Source organism: Pseudomonas oryziphila, from assembly GCF_003940825.1.
Lineage (GTDB): Bacteria > Pseudomonadota > Gammaproteobacteria > Pseudomonadales > Pseudomonadaceae > Aquipseudomonas > Aquipseudomonas sichuanensis.
The window spans coordinates 5,357,787-5,376,331 of record NZ_CP034338.1; the positions used below are offsets into that span (position 1 = coordinate 5,357,787).

The 18,545-nt window shown below is 66.4% G+C and carries 14 protein-coding genes; 9 read left to right on the top strand and 5 right to left on the bottom strand.

Features of this window, described 5'->3' with window-relative positions:
- The first annotated feature begins 106 nt into the window (after nucleotides 1-106).
- Nucleotides 107-1,444, top strand: a complete 1,338-nt coding sequence (locus EJA05_RS24980; RefSeq protein ID WP_125860556.1) for an MATE family efflux transporter — start codon at nucleotides 107-109, stop codon at nucleotides 1,442-1,444.
- A 111-nt stretch (nucleotides 1,445-1,555) separates the two neighbouring features.
- Here EJA05_RS24980 and speA read toward each other — a convergent pair whose 3' ends face one another.
- From speA to EJA05_RS25000, 4 genes are all read right to left on the bottom strand, one after another.
- Nucleotides 1,556-3,469 (bottom strand): arginine decarboxylase, encoded by a 1,914-nt coding sequence (speA, locus tag EJA05_RS24985; protein ID WP_125465687.1) that lies wholly within the window; start codon nucleotides 3,467-3,469, stop codon nucleotides 1,556-1,558.
- A 150-nt stretch (nucleotides 3,470-3,619) separates the two neighbouring features.
- Complete coding sequence (locus EJA05_RS24990) at nucleotides 3,620-3,991, bottom strand: translation initiation factor Sui1 (protein ID WP_125465688.1); 372 nt, start codon at nucleotides 3,989-3,991, stop codon at nucleotides 3,620-3,622.
- Nucleotides 3,992-4,263: 272 nt separating this feature from the next.
- Nucleotides 4,264-4,800, bottom strand: coding sequence for an NUDIX hydrolase (locus tag EJA05_RS24995; RefSeq protein WP_125465689.1), 537 nt, complete (start codon nucleotides 4,798-4,800; stop codon nucleotides 4,264-4,266).
- 1 nt (nucleotide 4,801) lies between these two features.
- Complete coding sequence (locus tag EJA05_RS25000; RefSeq protein ID WP_125860558.1) at nucleotides 4,802-5,869, bottom strand: DUF2333 family protein; 1,068 nt, start codon at nucleotides 5,867-5,869, stop codon at nucleotides 4,802-4,804.
- 249 nt (nucleotides 5,870-6,118) lie between these two features.
- Between EJA05_RS25000 and EJA05_RS25005 the strand changes: the two genes are divergently transcribed.
- The 6 genes from EJA05_RS25005 to accC all read left to right on the top strand — a co-directional run bounded on the left by EJA05_RS25005 (nucleotide 6,119) and on the right by accC (nucleotide 14,261).
- Nucleotides 6,119-7,735: a response regulator gene (locus EJA05_RS25005; RefSeq protein WP_125465691.1), complete on the top strand. Its 1,617-nt coding sequence runs from the start codon at nucleotides 6,119-6,121 to the stop codon at nucleotides 7,733-7,735.
- 119 nt (nucleotides 7,736-7,854) lie between these two features.
- Nucleotides 7,855-9,816, top strand: coding sequence for a methyl-accepting chemotaxis protein (locus EJA05_RS29040; RefSeq protein WP_125860560.1), 1,962 nt, complete (start codon nucleotides 7,855-7,857; stop codon nucleotides 9,814-9,816).
- Nucleotides 9,817-9,934: 118 nt separating this feature from the next.
- A complete protein-coding gene (locus EJA05_RS25015; protein ID WP_125860562.1) occupies nucleotides 9,935-11,698 on the top strand; it encodes a protein-disulfide reductase DsbD in 1,764 nt (587 codons plus the stop codon).
- A 177-nt stretch (nucleotides 11,699-11,875) separates the two neighbouring features.
- Nucleotides 11,876-12,328 carry a type II 3-dehydroquinate dehydratase gene (gene aroQ, locus EJA05_RS25020; protein ID WP_011535870.1) on the top strand — a complete coding sequence of 151 codons (453 nt, stop codon included), beginning with the start codon at nucleotides 11,876-11,878 and terminating at the stop codon, nucleotides 12,326-12,328.
- 98 nt (nucleotides 12,329-12,426) lie between these two features.
- The gene (gene accB / locus EJA05_RS25025) at nucleotides 12,427-12,888 is read left to right on the top strand and encodes an acetyl-CoA carboxylase biotin carboxyl carrier protein (protein ID WP_125465694.1); all 462 of its coding nucleotides are present in this window, start codon (nucleotides 12,427-12,429) and stop codon (nucleotides 12,886-12,888) included.
- A 17-nt stretch (nucleotides 12,889-12,905) separates the two neighbouring features.
- Complete coding sequence (gene accC, locus EJA05_RS25030) at nucleotides 12,906-14,261, top strand: acetyl-CoA carboxylase biotin carboxylase subunit (RefSeq protein ID WP_125860564.1); 1,356 nt, start codon at nucleotides 12,906-12,908, stop codon at nucleotides 14,259-14,261.
- Nucleotides 14,262-14,355: 94 nt separating this feature from the next.
- Here the strand turns inward: accC and EJA05_RS25035 are convergent, their stop codons facing one another.
- Complete coding sequence (locus EJA05_RS25035) at nucleotides 14,356-16,209, bottom strand: sigma-54-dependent Fis family transcriptional regulator (RefSeq protein WP_125465696.1); 1,854 nt, start codon at nucleotides 16,207-16,209, stop codon at nucleotides 14,356-14,358.
- A gap of 279 nt (nucleotides 16,210-16,488) precedes the next feature.
- On the opposite strand from EJA05_RS25035, the gene EJA05_RS25040 reads away from it, so the two are divergent.
- On the top strand, nucleotides 16,489-17,544 hold the full coding sequence (locus EJA05_RS25040; RefSeq protein WP_125860566.1) for an ATP-NAD kinase family protein: 1,056 nt from the start codon (nucleotides 16,489-16,491) through the stop codon (nucleotides 17,542-17,544).
- Nucleotides 17,545-17,566: 22 nt separating this feature from the next.
- Nucleotides 17,567-18,544: a thiamine pyrophosphate-dependent dehydrogenase E1 component subunit alpha gene (locus tag EJA05_RS25045; RefSeq protein ID WP_125860568.1), complete on the top strand. Its 978-nt coding sequence runs from the start codon at nucleotides 17,567-17,569 to the stop codon at nucleotides 18,542-18,544.
- Nucleotide 18,545 lies beyond the last annotated feature (1 nt).

Below are 18,545 nucleotides of genomic sequence, written 5' to 3' on the forward strand. Positions count from 1 at the left end.
GCGCGGCAAGTGAGACCCTGTTCGCGCCGATTGGTTGCCGGGCAGGTACAATGCCGGACCTTCATTCAAGGGGCGCGCAGCGGCCCCAAGCACTCCCGGCCCACGCATGTCTGAACTGTCCACCGCCTGGCACCACCGCCCCACCCACCGCAAGGTCTGGGGCCTGGCCGCGCCGATGATCCTGTCCAACATCTCGGTGCCGCTGGTGGCGCTGGTCGACAGCACGGTGATCGGCCACCTGCCCCATGCCCACCAGTTGGGCGCGGTGGCCGTCGGCGCCACGCTGTTCACCTTCATGGTCGGCCTGATGGGTTTCCTGCGCATGGGTTCCACCGGCTTCGCCGCCCAGGCCGCCGGCCGTGCCGACGGCGCTGCGCTGCGCCAGGTGCTGGTGCAAGGGCTGTTGCTGGCACTGGCGTTCGCCGTACTGATCGGCCTGCTGGCCCTGCCCTTCAGCCAGTTGGCGCTACAGGCGATACAGCCCAGCGCCGCCTTGCACGCGTCCACCGAAGCCTTCTTCCACACCCGCCTGTTCGGCCTGCCGGCAGCCCTTGCCAGCTATGCCCTGGTCGGCTGGTTCCTCGGCACCCAGAACGCCCGGGCACCGCTGGCGATCCTGCTGACCACCAACCTGCTCAACATCGCCCTGAACCTGTGGTTCGTGCTGGGCCTGGACTGGGGCGTGATCGGCTCGGCCCGGGCCTCGGTGATCGCCGAATGGAGCGGTGCGCTGCTGGGCCTGGCCCTCACCCGCCCGGCGCTGCGCGCCTACCCCGGGCACATTGCCTGGGCCGCGCTGCAACGCTGGCAGGCCTGGCGACCGCTGCTGGCAGTCAACCGCGATATCTTCCTGCGCAGCCTGGCACTGCAACTGGTGTTCCTGCTGCTGACCCTGCAGGGTGCGCGCCTGGGCGAGGCAACGGTGGCAGCCAATGCCCTGCTGCTCAACGGCCTTCTGCTCATCGCCTATGCGCTCGACGGCCTGGCCCATGCGGTGGAGGCCCTGTGCGGCCATGCCATTGGCGCGCGCGACCGGGACAGCCTGCGCGGTGCACTGGTGGTGGCCTGCGGCTGGTCGCTGATCGTCAGCCTGGGCTTTGCCGTGCTGTTCCTGCTGGGCGGGCATTTGTTCATCGACCTGCAAACCGATATCGCCAGCGTGCGTGAGGCGGGGTATCCGTACTTGCCGTATCTGGCGCTGCTGCCGTTGATCGCAGTGTGGAGTTACTTGCTCGATGGGTTGTTTATTGGCGCCACGCGGGCGCGGGAGATGCGCAATGCAATGCTGGTGTCGGTGCTGATCGCCCTGCCCTTTGCGCTGGGGTTGAGCGGGTTGGGCAACCATGGCTTGTGGCTGGCCTTTTTGCTGTTCATGGCGCTGCGGGCGGTGACGCTGGGGTGGGTGGGGTGGCGGATGCAGCAGAAGCGGCTTTGGATTCAGTGACGCCGGGGCCGCTTTGCGGCCCTTCGCGGGTGAACCCGCTCCCACAGGGCTGACTCGCAAGCGTGGGAGCGGGTTCACCCGCGAAGGGCTGCAAAGCAGCCCCAATAGACCTCAAGAAGACAGGTACGAAGAGCGGGTCAGCCCCAGGCGCAACGCATCCAGGAACTGGGTCCGCTCGCGGGCGCTGATCTTGGCGCTGGCCACCTTGTCGCGGTAGTGAGTCATCAACTCCTCCGGCGACAGGTGCACGTAGCGCAGCATGTCCTCGATGGTGTCGTGGGTCTCGATACCGGCGTGGTACACGCTGCCATCGGCATTCTGGTAGATGTTCACCGAGTCGGTGTCACCGAACAGGTTGTGCATGTCACCCAGGATTTCCTGGTAGGCACCGACCAGGAACACGCCCAGCAGGTAGTCCTCGCCCTCCTTGACCGCATGCACCGGCATGCTGGTCTCGATGCTCTGCTCGTCGACGTACTGGTTGATCTTGCCGTCGGAGTCGCAGGTCAGATCCTGCAGCACCGCGCGGCGCAGCGGCTCTTCGTCCAGGCGGTGCAGCGGGATGATCGGCAGCACCTGGCCGATGGCCCAGGTGTCCGGCAGGCTCTGGAACACCGAGAAGTTGCAGATGTACTTGTCGGCCAGCTTGTCGTTCAGCTCATCGAGCACCTGGCGGTGCGAGCGCTGGCGGGCCTTGAGCGAGTTGTGCAGGCGGCGGCACACGGCGAAGTAGCATTGCTCGGCCAGGGCTTTCTCGGCCAGGGTCAGCTTGCCGTCTGCGTACTGCGCAGCCACGTCACCCATGTAGTGGGTGGCGCGCCAGTAGGTCTCGGTGACCATCTCGATGTCGGTCGGGCCCAGCAGGTCGGCCAGCCACTGCACGGTCTCGGGCAGGCTTTCCTTGTTTTCGATCCGCGGCACTTCGTCGTTGTGGCTCTCGACGTCGGTCACCTGGATCACCAGCATGGCGTGGTGCGCGGTCAGCGAACGGCCACTCTCGGAGAAGATGTGCGGGTGCGGCAGGCCCTGCGCGTCGCAGAACTCCTTGAGCATCCCGACCACCACGCCGGCATAGTCGTCCATGTCGTAGTTGATCGAGCTGGCGTTGCGCGAGTGGGTGCCGTCATAGTCGACGCCCAGGCCACCGCCGACGTCGATGTGATCGACCGGCAGGCCCAGGGCGCGCAGTTCGCCGTAGTAACGGATCGCTTCCTTGAAACCGTGCTGGTAGTCGGCCAGGTTGGCGATCTGCGAGCCCATGTGGAAGTGCAGCAGGCGGATGCCCTGGTCCAGCTTGGCGTCACGGAAGCGCTGCACCACCGAGATCAGCTGGGCGGCGGACAGGCCGAACTTGGACTTCTCGCCACCGGTGTCGGCCCACTTGCTCGACGCCAGCGACGACAGGCGCACGCGCAGGCCGACCTGCGGCTTCACCTTGAGCTCGGCGGCCTCTTCGATCACCAGGGCGACCTCGGATTCCTTCTCGATCACGATGAACACGTTGTGGCCGAGCTTCTGGCCCATCAGTGCCAGGCGAATGAACTCGCGGTCCTTGTAACCATTGCAGACGATGGTGCCGCCTTTCGGGGCCAGCGCCAGCACCGCCAGCAGCTCGGGCTTGGAGCCGGCTTCCAGGCCGATGGAGACGTTCTGCGTGGCGATGATGTTCTCGACCACCGCCTCCTGCTGGTTGACCTTGATCGGGTACAGCGCGGTGTACTGGCTCTGGTATTCCAGGCGCGCGATGTTGGCGTCGAACGCGCCGGTCAGCTGGCGCACGCGGTCCTGCAGGATGTCCGGGAAGCGCACCAGCAGCGGCAGCGACAGCCCGCTCTGGCGCAGTTCATCGACTTGTTCGTACAGGTCGATCGGGGCGCTGCCCGGGCCGTTGGGGCGCACTTCGACGCGCCCGGCTTCATTGATGGCGAAATAACCCGCGCCCCAATGGCGGATGCCGTAAACACTGCGGCTGTCCGCCACGGTCCATTGGCTACCATCGTCTTTGCGTGTGCGTCGTACGGACATTCAAGTCCCCTATGGATAAGTCGAAGACACTGCCCCGCAAGGGGCGGGCGCAGTGTAGAAGCTGAAAATGACGATTCGTCCGTGCCCGCAGGTAGACCGCGCGCACAGAACCGAGTTTAGAAAGCCTTGGGCAAAAATCCCGTGACGGCCTCAGCCGCCGGACTTTTTCGCCTTGAAACCCTGCTTGATCAGCTCGCCGAGCAACAGCTCGACGTGGTCGCCCTGGATTTCGATGACCCCGTCCTTGAGCGCGCCGCCGGTGCCACAGCGGCGCTTGAGGGCGGTGGCGAGCTCCTTGAGCTGGTCCAGGGGCAGCGGCACACCGCTGATCGTGGTCACGGTCTTGCCACCGCGGCCTTTGCTTTCGCGGCGCACGCGGGCGATGCCGTCGCCTTCGGGGATGACCTGCTGGCTGCAGATGCAGGCGTCCACCGGTTTGCCACAGTCAGGGCAGTGCCGACCGGCATCGGTGGAGTAAACGAGACCGCCAAGGGCGGCGAAGGAAGAAGCTTTCTTGGTCACTTTTGTGCCTCTGTGCTGAGGACAAAAACTGGCCGACGGGAGCCGACCGCGAAGCCCCACTCTGGCAGGGGCGGCGCTACTGCCGCAAGGTTGTGCGGCAGCCCGAAAAGGGCGCGCAGTGTAACGATAAATCCGGCGCTTGCTAAGTACAGGATTGCGCCAATTTACGAATGTTTTGCGACCTCTCGGGCCTCATCGCCGGCAAGCCGGCTCCCACAGGGATTTCGCCGACCCTGTGGGAGCCGGCTTGCCGGCGATGGGGCCCTGAGCCATTACCCCTGGCTGGCCTTGTAGCGCTGCAACGCCGCCAACGAATCCGGGCAATAGGGCCGTGACGCACTTTCCAGCTCGGCCTGTTCGACAGGGATGAACCGCGCCTCGCTCACCTCTTCAGGCTGCAAGCGCAACGCCCCGTCCCACACTGCCGAAAACACCGCGCACCACAGCCGATTGCCCGGCTGGTCGAAGTAGAACTTCTCGTGGAAGCGCAGCGCAACGCCGCTCACCCCCAGTTCTTCTTCCAGCTCCCGGGCCGCCGAGTCTGCATAGCTTTCCTCATGCCCGACCATACCGCCCGCCGCCACATCCCAATACCCGGGATACAGCGCCTTGCTCAGGGTACGCCGGTGCACGCACAAGTCGCCGGCACTGTTGAACAGCAGGATGAAGGTGCAGCGCCCGATCAGGCCGCGCTCTCGCAGCTCGGCCCGCGGCAAGGCGCCGAGCGGCTGGTCGTGGTCATCCACCCAGGCCACCCGTTCGGCGTCGGAGGCCGCGCGGTGCGCGACCTCGGCAGGGCTGATGGCCATGTCAGCCCTGGGACAGCAGCTGGCGCAGGTCGATGACCGCGGCGTTGGCCCGGGAAATGTAGTTGGCCATTACCAGCGAGTGGTTGGCCCACATGCCGAAGCCGCTGCCGTTGAGCACCATCGGGCTCCACAGCGCTTCCTGGGAGGCTTCCAGCTCACGGATGATCTGGCGCACGCTGACGGTGGCGTTCTTCTTCGCCAACACGTCGGCAAAGTCGACCTCGATGGCGCGCAGCAGGTGCGACAGCGCCCACGCCTGGCCACGGGCCTCGTAGAACACGTTGTCGATCTGCAGCCACGGGGTTTCGACCACTTCTTCATCGACCTGGGGCGCCTGGCCCGGGGCCACCGACTCGGTCTTCAAAGTGTTGTTGAGCTTGACCCGGCCAACGCTGGCCGACAGCCGTTGCGACAGCGAACCCAGGCGGGTCGCGACGTCACCCAGCCAGTTGTTGAGGTTGTCGGCGCGGGTATAGAAGATCGCGCCCTGGTCGCCCTTGGCCAGACGGACCTGGTAGCGGCTGAGCGACTTGATGCCCTCATCGAACTCCGACTCGCTCGACGGCAGGATCCAGCTCTTGTTGTCGAAGTTGAAGCGCGGCTCGGCCTTGGCCAGGTCGGCGTCTTCGGTGGACTGCGACTGCGAACGGGCGAAGTCCTTGCGCAAAGCGCGGGACAGGTCGCGCACCTGGACCAGCACGCCATATTCCCAGCTCGGCATGTTGTCCATCCACAGCCCGGGCGGGAAACGGTCGTTGGAGATGTAGCCACCCGGCTTGTCGAGCAGGGTGCCGGCAACGGTCTTGAGGGTTTCGACGGTGGTGTAGCCGATCACCATCTGCTGGCCGTTGCGCTCGGCGGCGGCCTGGGCGTTCTGCTGCACCGGGAACAGTGCCGGCTCCTCGCTCCAGTACCAACCCAGGCCCAGGCAGACCAGCAGGTACAGACCGATCAGGGTCCCCAAGGCGCGGCTCCAGAGGCCGCCCAGATAGCTACGGGTGGCCGAGCCACGGGCTTCAACCCGCTCGCGAGGCTCGGCTTTGGCCTCGCGGTTTTTCCAATCCAGCATGGCATTGTCCTTGATCAGTGGAGACGGTACAGGGCTTGGACCTCTGGTTGGCGCCAGGGTGCCACGGCAAGCCCGCGTGGCAGCACTATAAAGCAGACGCCGCCATTCGTATAAGCGACCAACGGGTCGACAACTGAATAATCGTCCCTGAACACTTTGTTGACCCTGGGCACTCGCTTGTCGGAAAAGCGGTGCTAGCATAGAGCCATCACTGAACCTGCACCTCCTCTACTAACAAGCAGTCAGGACATGACCCAGCCAGCCGACCCGAGCCACGAGCGCCTCAAGCAGCATTTTGCCCAGCGGGTCATCCACCAGGCCCGGCAGATCCTCGAAATCTGGCAGCGCCTGCAGCGTGGTGAATGGTCGAGCGCCGGCCTGGGCGAGCTGGGCGAAGCCAACCTGCGGCTGCAGCGTTACGCCGAGCGCTTCGAGCAACCCGAGCACGGCAGCCTGTCCACGGCCATCGGCCAGACGCTGCGCGCGATCGAAGCCAACAGCGCGCGGCTCAATTCCGAACTGATCGCCGAACTCAACCGTTTGATGCAACGCCTGTCGCGCACCGGCCTGCGCAAGGGCGACCAGCTCGACAACGTACCGCTGCCGCCCCTGCGCAAACCGGTGTACATCGTCCTGCAGGACCATGAGCGCGCCGAGCGCCTGGCCCAGCAGCTGGAGTTCTTCGGCCTGACCGTGCAGGCCCTGTTCAGCGCCAATGCCTTCCAGGCGTCGATGAGCGAGCGCCTGCCGGCGGCCATCATCATGGACGTGGACTTCACCGGCCCCGGCGTCGGCCTGCAACTGGCGGCCCAGGCCCAGCAAGGCTTGGAGCAGCACATCCCGCTGCTGTTCTTCAGCCTGCACGAAACCGATACCCCCACCCGCCTGGCCGCCGTGCGCGCCGGCGGCCAGGAATTCCTCACCGGCACCCTGGAAGCTTCCAGCCTGCTGGAAAAAGTCGAACTGCTGACCAGCGCCACCCAGTACGACCCGTTCCGTGTGCTGGTGATCGACGATTCACGCGCCCAGGCCCTGCACACCGAGCGCCTGCTCAACAGCGCCGGGATCATCACCCGCACCCTCACCGAGCCGATCCGCACCATGAGCGAGCTGGCCGACTTCCAGCCCGACCTGATCATCCTCGACCTGTACATGCCCGCCTGCACCGGCCCGGAGCTGGCCAAGGTGATCCGCCACAACGACCGCTATGTCAGCGTGCCGATCATCTACCTGTCGGCCGAGGACGACCTGGACAAGCAGCTCGACGCCATGAGCGAAGGCGGCGACGACTTCCTCACCAAGCCGATCCGCTCGCGCCAGCTGATCACCACCGTGCGCAACCGCGCCGCCCGTGCCCGCCACCTCAAGGCGCGCATGGTCCGCGACAGCCTCACCGGGCTGTACAACCACACCCACATCCTGCAACTGCTCGAAGACTGCAGCTTCCGCGCCCGGCGCGAGGAGCAGCCGCTGTGCTTCGCCATGCTCGACATCGACCATTTCAAGAAGATCAACGACCGCCATGGCCACCCCATGGGCGACCGGGTGATCAAGAGCCTGGCGCTGTTCCTCAAGCAACGCCTGCGCAAGACCGACTTCATCGGCCGTTATGGCGGCGAGGAGTTCGCCATCGTCATGCCCAACACCGGGCTGGCTGCCGCGCACAAGGTGCTCGACGACATCCGCCGGCGCTTTGCCGAAATCCATTACCCGGCGCAGCCACACGACCTGCAGTGCACCTTCAGCGGCGGCGTGGTGCAGCTGGATGACAGCCTCGATGCGCTGACCATGGCCAGCGCGGCGGACGAAGCGCTGTACCGGGCCAAGCATGCCGGGCGCAATTGTGTGGTGCGGGTCGATCCGTAACGCCGGTACCGGCACTGTGCCACTTATTTTTGGCGCCAACGCTGCGTCGTCATCACCTCGTCATAAAACCGCAATAACTTCAGGCACCTACCTCCACTCCCCGCAGGAAGTCCGCGGCTATGCGCCTGAAGTGGCTGACCAATTTCAACACCCTGTTGCTGGTAACCGTGTGTATCGCCCTGGGCGCAACCCTGTGGTGGTCGCAACGTGCACTGGAGCGCCCCTATCAACTGATGGAGCGCTACCTGGGCCTGTCGCAGCAGTTCCAGAACGACGCCGCGCGCAACACCCAGGCCTACCTGGCCAGCGGTGACGCCCTGCGCCACGCCGCCGCCGTGGAAGCCAACAAGCAACTCCAGGCCGCTCTGGCTGACTGGCCCGAGGACTTGTCGGGCGAACTGCGCCCGAGCCTCGACAGCCTGCAGGCCTTCACCGCCAACGAACTGCTGGCCGCCGGCAAGCTGGCCGGCGACCCGCAGGCCTTGCTGTTGCAGGCCGAGCGCGAACTGGGGGCCAACCTTGAACAACTGGCAGGCTACGCCCGCGACAGCAGCAGCGCCGAGGCCAGCCGCTACCTTGCGCCGCTGATGGAGGCCACCCTGCACCTGGGCCGGCTGTCGCTGGCCCGCGACAAGCTGGTCAGCAGTAGCCGCGCCGAGCTTGCCGATGAAGTGCAACGCGAACTGCAACTGATCGCCGCCCAGGCCCAGACCCTCGACGGCCTGCCGCTGCTGGGGGTAACCCGCGCCGCCGAATCCAACGCCGACGACTTCGCCGCCATGATGGGCCTGGACGCGCAAACCAGCGCCCAGCAGGAAGACGTTGCGGTCGGCCTCAAGCGCGAGCTGCAAAGCCTGCTCAACCGTTACCCCGCCGAGCTGCAACGCACCCGCGAGCAGATCGAGCGGCGCGCCGCCCTCGCCGCCAGCACTGGCGAGCGTCTGGACGCCGTGCAGCAGGCCATCGCCGGGCTGGAGCCACAGGTGCGCGCCCAGCACGGCAAGATCGCCGGCGAAGTGCGGATCCTCCAGGGCCTGATGATCGGCCTGATCCTGCTCATCGCCCTGCTGATCGATACCCTGCAACGGCGCCTGGCAGGCACCCTGAGCAGCCTCGCGCCGGCCCTGTCGCGCTGGGCCGAGGGCGACTTCGCCCACACCATCGAGCTGGGCAAGACCAACCGCGAACTGCACGACATCCAGGAGTCGCTGAACCGCCTGCGCCAGTACCTGGTTGAGCTGGTAGGCACCCTGCGCCACAACGCCGAGCAGGTGGCCGGCAGCAGCCACGCCCTGGCCGGCATGAGCAGCGCCCTGCACGACGGCGCCGAACGCCAGGCCGGCGACACCGCGCAGATCCGCGATGCCCTGGGCGAGCTGGAGGCGACCATCCAACAGGTGGCCGGCGATGCCAGCGCCGCCGCCGAGGCCAGCCACCACGCCGGGCGCGCGGTGGAACAGGGCCAGACGGTGATCGGCCAGAGCCTGTCCGGGCTGCGTTCGCTGGTCGACGAAGTGCAGGGCAACGCCCGCATGATCGAACAACTGGCCGAGGAGTCGGCCACCATCGGCGGCGTGCTCACGGTGATTCGCGCGATTGCCGAACAGACCAACCTGCTGGCCCTCAACGCCGCCATCGAAGCCGCCCGGGCTGGTGAAATGGGCCGGGGGTTTGCCGTGGTCGCCGACGAAGTGCGCTCGCTGGCCCAGCGCACCACCGGCGCCACTGGCGAGATCCAGGCGCTGATCGACCGCCTGCAGCAGGCCGCCCGCGACTCGGTGGACGGCATGCGCACCCAGCTGGAGCATGCCGAGGCCACCGCCAACCAGGCGCAATCGGCTGATGGCGCGCTGGACGAGATCGTCAGCGCCATCCGCACCATTGCCGACACCGCCGTGCGGATTGCCGATGTGACCGCGCAACAGACCGGCGCGGTGAGCGAGATTCGCGGGCACAGTGAGCGGATTCACGAGCTGGGCGAGGACAACCTGCAGCGTATTGGTGAAGGGCGCGAGCAGGGGGAGCAGTTGCTCAAGCTGGGCGGGGAGTTGAACACCGCGGTACGCGCGTTCAGGCTCTGAACGCATCGCGGGGCAAGCCCGCTCCCACGTCCTCGTGGGAGCGGGCTTGCCCCGCGATGGCCCATAGCCGCGCCAACTCCGCTATGATGCCCGCCAAGTTCCACCTCGCGAGTCCGCCATGCGCCGCCTGTTTTTCCTGCTATTCCTGCTGCTGGCCAGCCCCGCCTTCGCCAGCGGCCTGCTCGACAACCGCCCCAGCGCCACCCTCGGCGCCGCCTCGCTGTCCAACAGCGCCGACTTCCTGCCGGTACACGAAGCCTTCAAGCTCAGCCTGGTGCAGGCCGACGCGCAAACCATCAAGCTGCGCTTCGTCGCCACCGACGGCTACTACCTGTACCGCCACCGCTTCCAGTTCCGCACCGAGCCTGCAGACATCGCGCTGGGCGCACCGAACATCCCCAAGGGCGAGGCCAAGCACGACGAGTTCTTCGGCGACGTCGAGGTGTACCACGGCGTACTGGACATCGAGCTGCCACGCACCGATCAACGCGCCTTCACCCTGCTGGTGGGCTACCAGGGCTGCGCCGACAAGGGCCTGTGCTACCCGCCGGAAACCGAACGGCTGAGCATCGAGGGCGAAGGCGGCGCGCTGCCGGCCACCGCTGAAACCGGCTGGAACTGGAAGTCCCTGGCGCTGTTCTTCCTCGCGGGCCTTGGCCTGACCTTCACTCCCTGCGTGCTGCCGATGCTGCCGATCCTGTCCGGAGTGGTGCTGCGCGGCCAGGTCGGCGGCCTGCGTGGCCTGTCGCTGTCGCTGGCGTATGTGCTGCCGATGGCGGCCAGTTTCGCCGTGCTGGGGGCGCTGATGGGCCTGTTCGGCGCCGGCCTCAACCTGCAGGCACGTCTGCAGTCGGCCTGGGTGCTGGTGCCGTTCGCCGGGTTCTTCGTGTTGTTCGCCCTGGCCATGTTCGGCCTGTTCGAGATCAAGCTGCCACAGGCGCTGGGCAACCGCCTGGAGAAGGTCGCCAACCACACCCGAGGCGGCTCGCTGCTGGGTGCGGCGGTGCTGGGCGTGCTGTCGAGCCTGCTGGTTTCACCTTGTGTTTCGGCGCCGTTGGCCGGTGCGCTGCTGTACATCAGCGCCAGCGGCGACGCCGTGGGTGGCGCGCTGAAACTGTTCGCCCTGGGCCTGGGCATGGGCGCCCCGCTGCTGCTGGTGGCCACCGGCGGCGCGGCCTGGCTGCCGAAAAGCGGCCCGTGGATGAACACCGTCAAGAACGCCATTGGCGTACTGCTGCTGGGCCTGGCCATCGGCCTGCTCAGCCGCGTGCTGCCGGGGCCGCTGACCCTGCTGCTGGTCGGCCTGCTGGCCGCTGGCGTGGCGCTGTTCCTTGGCGCCCTCGAGTTCGTGGTCAAGTCACCGCGCCAACGCCTGGCGCAGCTGCTCGGCCTGGTACTGCTGGTGTACGCACTGGCCTGCTGGTACGGCGCCCTGAGCGGCCAGGGCGACCCGCTGCGCCCGCTGCCAGCGCCGGTCGTGGCCACTGCCCCAACACAGGCCAAGGCCGATGCCTGGCAGACCCTCACCACCCCGGCCGCCCTCGACGCGGCCCTGGCCGAGGCCAAGGCCGCAGGCCAACCGGTGCTGCTCGACTGGTACGCCGACTGGTGCATCAGCTGCAAGGTGATCGAGCACGAAGTACTCAACGCCGAGCCTGTGGTCAAGCAATTGGGCGCGTTCCGCCTGCTGCGCTTCGATATCACCCAGAGCAACGCCGAACAGCGCGCCCTGCTCGACCGCTACCGCCTGTTCGGCCCGCCCGCGCTGATGTTTTTTGCGGCGAACGGCAGCGAAATGACCACTGATCGGGTGATCGGAGAGATAAACGCCGGCGATTTTGCGCAGATTTTGGCGCGCGTGCGTGGCCAACTCGGTCTATAACTTCCCGCGACCGGTGAAAAAACCGGTAACAAGTGACCAGAGTTAATCATCTGGTCACATACTTTGCGCGAATCTCGGTCATCGTGCTGGCTATTGCCGGGAACTGGACACTCATCGCTGCTTGCGGCATAGTCGCCGCGCTATGTCGAATTGCCCTACAAAACCAAGGAATCGCAGATGGCAACCCTACTGGTGCTGCACGGCCCCAACCTGAACCTGCTCGGCACCCGCGAACCGGGCCACTATGGCGCAGCCACGCTGGCGCAGATCAATCAGGACCTGGAGCAGCGCGCCCGCGCCGCCGGCCACCATCTGCAATACCTGCAGAGCAATGCCGAATATGAATTGATCGACCGTATCCACGCCGCGCGTAACGAAGGCGTGGACTTCATCCTGATCAATCCGGCCGCTTTCACCCACACCAGCGTCGCATTACGTGACGCATTGCTCGCGGTGAGCATCCCATTCATCGAAGTGCACTTGTCCAACGTGCACAAACGCGAGCCGTTCCGTCATCACTCCTACTTCTCCGATGTTGCCGTAGGGGTGATCTGCGGCCTGGGCGCCACCGGTTACCGGCTGGCCCTGGAGTCTGCGCTGGAACACCTGGCTGCCAACGCACAGCCCTGATGACACAAGGCCTTGGCCCACCGGCCAAGGCTCAGATGAAACGTTTTCGACACGTTTTCAAATTAAGTCCCCGACCGAACCTTGGGAGTTGCTGATTAATGGATATCCGTAAAGTCAAAAAGCTGATCGAACTGCTGGAAGAGTCCGGCATCGACGAACTGGAGATCAAGGAAGGCGAAGAGTCCGTTCGCATCAGCCGTAACAGCAAGACTCCGGCCGCTCAACAGTACTACGCACCTGCTCCGGTAGCCGCGCCTGTCGCCGCCCCGGTTGCCGCTGCTGCTGCCCCGGCTGCCGAAGCCGCTGCTGGCGCCCCGGCCCTGAAAGGCACCGTGGTGCGCTCGCCGATGGTCGGCACCTTCTACCGCAAGCCTTCGCCGACCTCGCCGAACTACGCCGAAGTGGGCCAGACCGTGAAGAAGGGCGACACCCTGTGCATCGTCGAAGCCATGAAGATGATGAACCACATCGAATGCGAAATCGGCGGTGTGATCGACGCCATCCTGGTAGAAGACGGTCAGCCGGTTGAATACGACCAGCCGCTGTTCACCATCGTTTGAACCGCGGAGAGCCAACGATGTCTGGGAAGCTCGAAAAAGTCCTGATCGCCAACCGCGGGGAAATTGCCCTGCGGATCCTGCGTGCCTGTAAAGAGCTGGGTATCAAGACCGTCGCCGTCTACTCCAAGGCCGACAAGGAACTGATGCACCTGGGTCTGGCGGACGAGACGGTCTGCATCGGCCCGGCGCCGTCCAAGGAATCCTACCTGCACATCCCGGCGATCATCGCCGCTGCTGAAGTGACAGGCGCCACTGCCATCCACCCGGGTTACGGCTTCCTCGCGGAAAACGCCGACTTCGCCGAGCAGGTGGAAAACTCCGGCTACATCTTCATCGGCCCGAAAGCCGACACCATCCGCCTGATGGGCGACAAAGTGTCGGCCAAGGACGCCATGATCAAGTCGGGCGTGCCGACCGTTCCGGGCTCCGACGGCCCGCTGCCGGAAGACGAAGAAACCGCGCTGGCAATCGCCCGCGAGGTGGGTTACCCGGTGATCATCAAGGCCGCCGGTGGCGGTGGTGGTCGCGGCATGCGCGTGGTGCACAAGGAAGAAGACCTGATCGAATCGGCCAAGCTGACCCGCACCGAAGCCGGTGCTGCGTTCGGCAACCCGATGGTCTACCTGGAGAAGTTCCTGACCAACCCACGTCACGTGGAAGTGCAGGTACTGTCCGACGGCCAGGGCAACGCCGTGCACCTGGGCGACCGTGACTGCTCGCTGCAGCGCCGTCACCAGAAAGTTCTCGAAGAAGCGCCGGCCCCGGGCATCGACGAGAAGGCCCGCCAGGAAGTGTTCAAGCGTTGCGTCGACGCGTGCATCGAGATCGGCTACCGCGGTGCCGGTACCTTCGAGTTCCTGTACGAGAACGGCCGCTTCTACTTCATCGAGATGAACACCCGCGTCCAGGTCGAGCACCCGGTTTCGGAAATGGTCACCGGCATCGACATCGTCAAGGAGATGCTCAGCATCGCCGCTGGCAACAAGCTGTCGTTCCGCCAGGAAGACGTGGTGATCCGTGGTCACTCGCTGGAGTGCCGGATCAACGCCGAAGACCCGAAGAAGTTCATCCCGAGCCCAGGCACGGTCAAGCATTTCCACGCCCCGGGTGGCAACGGCGTTCGCGTCGATTCGCACCTGTACAGCGGTTATTCGGTTCCGCCGAACTACGACTCGCTGATCGGCAAGCTGATCACCTACGGCAAGGACCGCGACGAAGCCATGGCGCGCATGCGCAATGCCCTGGACGAGATCGTCGTCGACGGCATCAAGACCAACATCCCGCTGCACCGCGACCTGGTGCGTGATGAAGGTTTCTGCAAAGGCGGCGTCAACATCCACTACCTCGAGCACAAACTGGCCCACCAGGAGTGATCGCGTTAGCGAGATGAAAGAACCCCGGCCCAGTGCCGGGGTTTTTTATTGCCTGCCAGCGGTTCGCCGATCCCTGCAGGAGCGGCCTTGTGCCTTAGCCCTTCATCCGCGGCATCTCGATCCGGTGCTCATGCACGCGTCGATACAGGGTCGCCCGCGATATCCCCAGCGCCCGCGCCGCATCGGCCGGTTTCCAGCGATGACGGATCAGTGCATCCAGCAGCAACTGCCGGGCCGGGCAAGACGCGCCGCCTTCAGCCGAATCAACCGCGTCACCGCGCACCTCTTGCGGCAGGTCCTGCAATTGCAACTCCCCGCCCTCACTCACCGCACAGGCATAGCGCAACACCTGCCGCAGCTGGCGCAAATTGCCCGGCCAGCGATACACCAGCAATGCCTCCAGGGCCGCGTCCGCCAACAGCACCTCGACCCCGCAGGCCGCCGCCTCCTCGCCCAGCAACTGGTGGATCAACCCCAGCCGGTCATCGCGCTCGCGCAGCGGCGGCAATTCGAAACGGGCGTTGGCCAGGCGGAAGTACAGATCCTCACGGAAACGCCCCTCAGCGACCATCGCCGCCAGGTCACGGTGGGTGGCGCAGATCACCTGGATATCCACACGCTCGCGCCGCGCCGCGCCCAGCGGCGCCACCTCGCCTTCGGCCAGTACCCGCAGCAGGCGGGTCTGCAGGTGCAGCGGCATGTCGCCGATCTCGTCGAGGAACAGCGTGCCGCCATTGGCCTGCTGCAACAGGCCCTGCATGCCTTTGGCCGAGGCGCCGGTGAAGGCGCCGGCGACATAACCGAACAGTTCGCTCTCGATCAGGCTCTCGGGGATGGCCGCACAGTTGAGGGTGACGAAAGGCCCCTCGCGGCGCTGGCTCTGCTGGTGCAGCTGGCGAGCGAACACCTCCTTGCCGGCGCCGGTTTCGCCCTGTACCAGCACCGCCAGGTTGCAGTCCTTGACCCGCGTGGCCAGGCGCAGGTGCTGTTCGATGCGCGCATCCTGCGCCTGGCGCACGGGCTGCGCGCGCCCACGCCGTTGCGGCGCGCTGACCCGCCCATAAAGCCCACCCCAGCCCGGCAGGCGCTGGGCTGAAGCATCATGGGCGCGGCGCAACTGGTCCAGGTCGAACAACTCGCCGATATGCTCAGGCAACCGCCCGTCACGTTCCAGCAGACGCTGGCGGGCCAGGCTGTTGAGCGCCTGCAGGCGGCCATCGCTATCCCAGGCCAGCAGGTAGTCCGGCTGGCTCTCGACGTAGCCCGGCGTGCCATGGGCGCGCATCACCCAATGGCCCTGCACGCTGTGCATGAAGAAGGCGTTCTCGATCTCCCGTGCGGTCTGCTCGACCAGTTGGCGGATCAGGTGCTGGCTGCGCCGGTCATCCGGCGATTGCAACGCCGACACGTCCACCACCCCAAGCAGCTCGCCGGCCGGGTCGAACACCGGCGCCGCGGTGCAGGTCAGGCCAATGAACGCGGCGCGAAAGTGATCGCGCTTGTGCACCGTGACCGGCGCCTTGCTGGTCAGCACCGCCGCCACCCCACAGGTGCCCTCCTCGCCTTCCGACCAGCAGGTGCCCAGGTACAGCCCGGCCTTGCGGCAGTCGTTGCGGATCGCCGCCTCGACCCGGTAATCGATGGTGCGGCCCTGGGCATCGGTGAGCAGCACGCAGTAGTCGGCGCCACGCACCCGCTCATGCAGGCGTGCGACGGCATCGCTGGCGATGCGCAGGAACAGTTCGGCGCGCTCGCGGCATTCGTTGAGCAGGCTTTGCGAAAGGATGCGCGGGCCCTGCTGGGAGGCAGGGTCGAGGCGGTACAGCTCCATGGAACGGCGCCACGAGTCGAGGATCAGCGGCGGCACCGGCGCCTGGGGCAGGCGTTCGGCGTTCTTCAGCACCCGGCTGACGCAGTCGACATGGGCTTTGGAGTTCGCGGCAAGCATTGGGGCCCTCCGGTTCTCATTGTTCTTGTCGTTGTGCGGCCATTAAGCGCCAGCGCGGATACCCCGACAAGCGCTGTGTGATTGCCGGCCCACCTGAGACGCAGCGTCTCAGCGTCTCGCCCAGGCCCGCCCGGCCTGGCACCGGGCGTCTCGCCAAGGGCCTTCGCCAGGGCCCGTCAGCAGCGGCGCAAGCGCTCTGCTGCGGCACTCCCAGCGCCTTTGCAGAAACCTGGCACCGCGCTTGCTCCTGCCCTGGCAAACAACAATTCGAGGTGCGCCATGCCGCAACCCGCCGCTACCGTAGGGATCATCGCCAACCCTGCCTCCGGCCGTGACCTGCGCCGTCTGACCGCCAGCGCCGGGCTGTACTCCAGCACCGACAAGGCCTCGGCGATCCAGCGCCTGCTGGCTGCCTTCGGTGCCTGCGGTATCGCAGGGGTGCTGCTGCCCACCGACATGACCGGCATCGCCGCCGCCGTGCTCAAGGCCAGCCAGGGCCCCGTTGCCCGCGAGCAGCACTGGCCAGCCCTGCAACTGCTCGACCTGCCACTGACCCAGACCGTGGCCGACACCCGCCTGGCTGCCCGGCGCATGGTCGAGGCCGGCGTGGCGATGATCGCCGTGCTCGGCGGCGACGGTACCCACAAGGCGGTGGCCGCCGAGGCCGGCGACGTACCGCTGCTGACGCTGTCCACCGGCACCAACAACGCCTTCCCCGAACTGCGTGAAGCCACCAGCGCCGGGCTGGCCGGTGGCCTGCTGGCCAGCGGGCGCATCCCGCCGAGCCTCGGCCTGCGCCGCAACAAACGGCTGCTGGTGAAGGTGCCCGAGCAGGGCCTGTGCGAATGGGCGCTGGTCGAGGTCGCCGTGTCGCCGCAGCCTTTCATCGGCGCCCGCGCCCTGAGCCGCAGCGATGACCTGGCCGAGGTCTTTGCCTGCTTCGCCGAACCCCACGCCATCGGCCTGTCCGCCCTGTGCGGGCTGTGGCAGCCGGTCTCGCGCCAGGCCCCGCACGGCGCCTGGGTACGCCTTGACGCCAGTGCCGACCAGGCCCTGCTCGCACCACTGGCCCCAGGCCTGCTGCAAGGCTGCGGGATCAGCGCCAGCGGCACGCTCATGCCCGGCATCCCTCAGCGCCTGAGCCTGGCCAGCGGCACCCTGGCCCTGGACGGCGAGCGCGAGATCGAGTTCGCCGCCCACGACACCCCGACCATCACCCTCGACGCCCAGGGCCCGCTGACCGTGGACGTCGAAGCCGTGCTCGCGCATGCCGCCCGTCATCACCTGCTGGCGGTCCCGCGCGGCCACCGGCTGCACCCTGCAACCCCGTGTTGAGACAACCCTGGAGAACAACAAGATGTCCAATCAGCTCAGTTCGCAACAGCTGCTGCATGCCTATGAAGTGATGCGCACCATCCGCGCCTTCGAAGAACGCCTGCACGTGGAGTTCGCCACCGGCGAGATCCCTGGCTTCGTCCACCTTTATGCCGGCGAAGAAGCCTCCGCCGCCGGGGTCATGGCCCACCTGCGCGACAGCGACTGCATCGCCTCCACCCACCGTGGCCATGGCCACTGCATCGCCAAGGGCGTCGACGTGTACGGGATGATGGCCGAGATCTACGGCAAGAAGACCGGCGTGTGCGGCGGCAAGGGCGGCTCGATGCACATCGCCGACCTGGAGAAAGGCATGCTCGGTGCCAATGGCATTGTCGGTGCCGGCGCGCCCCTGGTGGCCGGCGCCGCCCTGGCGGCCAAGCTCAAGGGCCGCGACGATGTATCGATCGCCTTCTTCGGCGATGGCGCCTCCAACGAGGGTGCCGTGTTCGAGGCGATGAACCTGGCCTCGATCATGAACCTGCCGTGCATCTTCGTCGCCGAGAACAACGGCTACGCCGAGGCCACCGCCTCGACCTGGTCGGTGGCCTGCGACCATATCGCCGACCGCGCCGCCGGCTTCGGCATGCCGGGCGTGACCATCGACGGCTTCGACTTCTTCGCCGTGCACGAAGCCGCCGGCGCCGCCATCGAACGCGCCCGCGCAGGCCAGGGGCCGTCGCTGATCGAGGTCAAGCTCAGCCGCTACTACGGCCATTTCGAAGGCGACGCCCAGACCTACCGCGCCCCGGACGAGGTGAAGAACCTGCGCGAGCAGCGCGACTGCCTGCTGCAGTTTCGCAACAAGACCACCCGCGCCGGCCTGCTCAGCCCGGAACAGCTCGACGCCATCGACGCCCGTGTCGCCGACCTGATCGAGGACGCCGTGCAGCGCGCCAAGTCCGACCCCAAGCCACAGCCCGCCGACCTGCTCACCGACGTCTACGTCAGCTACCCCTGAG

What these genes read in the sequence shown, in the direction of transcription:
- EJA05_RS25000 (WP_125860558.1), bottom strand. Translation starts at nt 5,869, where the DNA reads ATGCTGGATTGGAAAAACCGCGAGGCCAAAGCCGAGCCTCGCGAGCGG.
- EJA05_RS25035 (WP_125465696.1), bottom strand. Translation starts at nt 16,209, where the DNA reads ATGCTTGCCGCGAACTCCAAAGCCCATGTCGACTGCGTCAGCCGGGTG.
- aroQ (WP_011535870.1), top strand. Translation starts at nt 11,876, where the DNA reads ATGGCAACCCTACTGGTGCTGCACGGCCCCAACCTGAACCTGCTCGGC.
- EJA05_RS25040 (WP_125860566.1), top strand. Translation starts at nt 16,489, where the DNA reads ATGCCGCAACCCGCCGCTACCGTAGGGATCATCGCCAACCCTGCCTCC.
- accC (WP_125860564.1), top strand. Translation starts at nt 12,906, where the DNA reads ATGTCTGGGAAGCTCGAAAAAGTCCTGATCGCCAACCGCGGGGAAATT.
- EJA05_RS29040 (WP_125860560.1), top strand. Translation starts at nt 7,855, where the DNA reads ATGCGCCTGAAGTGGCTGACCAATTTCAACACCCTGTTGCTGGTAACC.
- EJA05_RS24995 (WP_125465689.1), bottom strand. Translation starts at nt 4,800, where the DNA reads ATGGCCATCAGCCCTGCCGAGGTCGCGCACCGCGCGGCCTCCGACGCC.
- speA (WP_125465687.1), bottom strand. Translation starts at nt 3,469, where the DNA reads ATGTCCGTACGACGCACACGCAAAGACGATGGTAGCCAATGGACCGTG.
- EJA05_RS25045 (WP_125860568.1), top strand. Translation starts at nt 17,567, where the DNA reads ATGTCCAATCAGCTCAGTTCGCAACAGCTGCTGCATGCCTATGAAGTG.
- accB (WP_125465694.1), top strand. Translation starts at nt 12,427, where the DNA reads ATGGATATCCGTAAAGTCAAAAAGCTGATCGAACTGCTGGAAGAGTCC.
- EJA05_RS25015 (WP_125860562.1), top strand. Translation starts at nt 9,935, where the DNA reads ATGCGCCGCCTGTTTTTCCTGCTATTCCTGCTGCTGGCCAGCCCCGCC.
- EJA05_RS25005 (WP_125465691.1), top strand. Translation starts at nt 6,119, where the DNA reads ATGACCCAGCCAGCCGACCCGAGCCACGAGCGCCTCAAGCAGCATTTT.
- EJA05_RS24980 (WP_125860556.1), top strand. Translation starts at nt 107, where the DNA reads ATGTCTGAACTGTCCACCGCCTGGCACCACCGCCCCACCCACCGCAAG.